This is a genomic window from Enterobacter sp. CM29, assembly GCF_013179605.1.
In the GTDB taxonomy this organism is placed as follows: domain Bacteria; phylum Pseudomonadota; class Gammaproteobacteria; order Enterobacterales; family Enterobacteriaceae; genus Enterobacter; species Enterobacter intestinihominis.
This window is the reverse complement of record NZ_JABMCU010000313.1, coordinates 1-2485: the sequence shown is the minus strand read 5'-3', so window position 1 is coordinate 2485 and position 2485 is coordinate 1. Positions and strand designations below refer to the sequence as shown.

The 2485-nt window shown below is 50.5% G+C and carries 4 protein-coding genes; all 4 read left to right on the top strand.

Annotated elements, in window-relative coordinates; translation table 11 throughout:
• The coding region (locus HP459_RS22420; protein ID WP_171936874.1) for a TrbI/VirB10 family protein at positions 1 to 1167 on the top strand (1167 nt) is incomplete at its 5' end.
• The gene (locus tag HP459_RS22415) at positions 1148 to 1672 is read left to right on the top strand and encodes a pilus assembly protein PilL (RefSeq protein ID WP_171936873.1); all 525 of its coding nucleotides are present in this window, start codon (positions 1148 to 1150) and stop codon (positions 1670 to 1672) included. The genes HP459_RS22420 and HP459_RS22415, both read left to right, overlap by 20 nt.
• Before the next feature lie 4 nt (positions 1673 to 1676).
• Entirely contained in the window at positions 1677 to 1871 is a 195-nt protein-coding gene (locus tag HP459_RS22410) for a membrane lipoprotein lipid attachment site-containing protein (protein ID WP_171936872.1), read from the top strand.
• A partial coding sequence (locus tag HP459_RS22405) for a lytic transglycosylase domain-containing protein (RefSeq protein ID WP_171936871.1) occupies positions 1868 to 2485 on the top strand: 618 nt, incomplete at its 3' end. The genes HP459_RS22410 and HP459_RS22405, both read left to right, overlap by 4 nt.

The window sequence follows — 2485 nt, the reverse complement described above, 5'->3', positions numbered from 1 at the left end:
CCTTTTGACCGTCAGCTTAAATCCAGCCAGCAATCTGGCAGCGGAGCCGGAGCCGCTAACGGAGCAGGTAACGCGCTGGGTGGCGAACGTGCGGAAACAGTCGAAGATCGCCAGAAAAAGCTGATTGGTGATGTTGAAGCCCGTTTCAAAGCTCAGGAAGTAGAACGGGCTTTGAAAGCGCGTCAAACCAGCTATGCCGATACCGGCAATGCCGTTGCGCGCCCTAGCGGGATGGCGGCAACAGGTTCTTACGGTTCGCCTAGCGGTGGCGGTCAGGATAGCAATGCCTCACGTATTTCCGAAATTGGACAGCAACGAAGCGCGTTGCAGGCGCGGATCAAGATGCTTGAAAGCCAAGGGGAGCAGCAAAAAGCGGAAGGTCAGCAGAAATTGCAAGATTCCCGATCCGGTCTGGAGTCTCAATACCGCAATGCGCAGAAAAACATTGCTGAGAACGGCAGCAGCAACGGTGGTGGTTCAGCTACCGGTGATTTCGGTGGTAATGGGAATCTGAAAGACGACAGCGGGAATAGTGTTGTCGGTTATCCATCTGACAACCTTTATAACGCCAGCACTGAGGGAAAAGTGAAGTTGCCTACCGGCGCGGAAATCAATGCCATCACCACTTACACCGCTGTTTCCGACTATAGCGGCGGCTCAATGAAAGCAATGGTTTCTACTGACGTTCTCGATGCTTCTAACTCTTATGTCCTGTTCCCTAAAGGCTCGACGCTAATGATCAAGGCCGTAAGCGCATCCAGCGTTAACCAGGTTATTCAAAACCGCATGGCCTTTACCGTTCAATGGCTTGTTCTTCCTAACGGTGATCGCGTGGACTTCCGTAAGCAGAGCGTACTTGACCGCATGGGAACGCCAGCCGTTGAAGCTGATGAAGTGGATTATCACATTACCGCTCAGATTCTAGGTGTAGCAGCCTATGCCTTGGTCGGAACCAGCACCAGTTATGAAGGAACCGGTGACGGTAACGAGACGTTTGCTGGCAACTTTGGGCAAGGCGCACGACAGCAAGCCTCAGGCGTAGCGCAGAAATTCCTACAGATTGTGCCTACCCGCACCATTCACGCTGGTCAGCCGATCCGCATCCTTATTGAAGATGAAATGTTTGTTACTCCGTGGAAGACGCTCTATGAAAACTATGTCGATTAAATCAGCAGCAATCATCGTGGCTTTGGCGCTTCCGCTTTACACAGCGGCTGCAAGCAATCCGTTCGCGGGAAGCAGCTCTACAGCAGGAGCCAAACCTTACACTGTAACTGAGGCTACTACGTCTGCGCCTCGTACCGCATACGGATATGACGTAAATGTCAGTGGCCCGTTTACCCAGGGGGGAGCAATCCCCGCTGGAGCAAAAGATCCACGCTATCAGTTTGTAGACCCGCTAACAGTCTACATGCGCACAGTATGGCCTGAGGACGTAACAACGGTAAGGCAGGCGATAGATTACCTGCTGGAGCCTACCGGTTATCGCTTAATTACGCGTTATCCCGCCCCGCGAGAAGCGTCTTATATGGTGGATAAGCCTATCCCGCCAATTGCAAAGATTCATCGCACAATGCCGGTACTGGATGCACTGCAATTGCTCGTTGGCCTCGATAACTATGTAGTTGTCGATCATGCACATCACCTCGTTTCATTCCAGAAGAACGGATAACGCCATGAAAAAAATCATCTGCGTAATTATTGCTGCCTTGCTGCTATCAGCCTGCACTACAACCACCATGCACGGCGGCAGCGGTCAGCTTTTCCAGCTATCCGACAGACACGTTGTTTATCGTGACCTGACTGTGCCGGTTGGCCTGGGTAACGAACCAGAACGCCAGAGCGTTAACGTGCCTGGAATCCAGCCATGAAAAAACCAGTAGCCGCTTTTGCGCTACTTCTACTTACTGGCAGCCAGGCAATGGCTGCCAGTGATGCAGAAGTTCTCTACGCATCGCTTTATGGCGATCAACAGAACGCTGTGATCCAACCAGTTAGCTACGATGCTGAGGATGCAGAAGATAAAGCGCCTGCTGCATGGACTCAGGCCATGCAAGGCGCATGGGGGAAAACACGGCCTCTTTCTGAATTATCACAAATTCAGAAAGAGGTTGTGCGCGAAGTTAAAGACGTCATAAATCATCCGGTAGTCAAAGGGGTTAAACGTAATGTTCCCGCTGATATTGACGCAGTTATTAAAAAGTACGCCTCGCAATATGACATTAGCGAGGATTTAATAAAGGCGCTTATTCAGCAGGAATCATCATTTAACCCAAAAGCGGTAAGTAAAGTTGGTGCGCAGGGTTTAATGCAGTTAATGCCGGTGCATACAAAAGGAAAAGGCATTGACCCATTTGACCCTGACCAAAATATAAAAACGGGAATTGGATTCCTCTCACATCTGCTAAAAAAATATGGTGATCTTGAGCTTGCTTTAGCTGCATATAATGCCGGAGAGGGCGCAGTTGATAAATATGGCGGCATT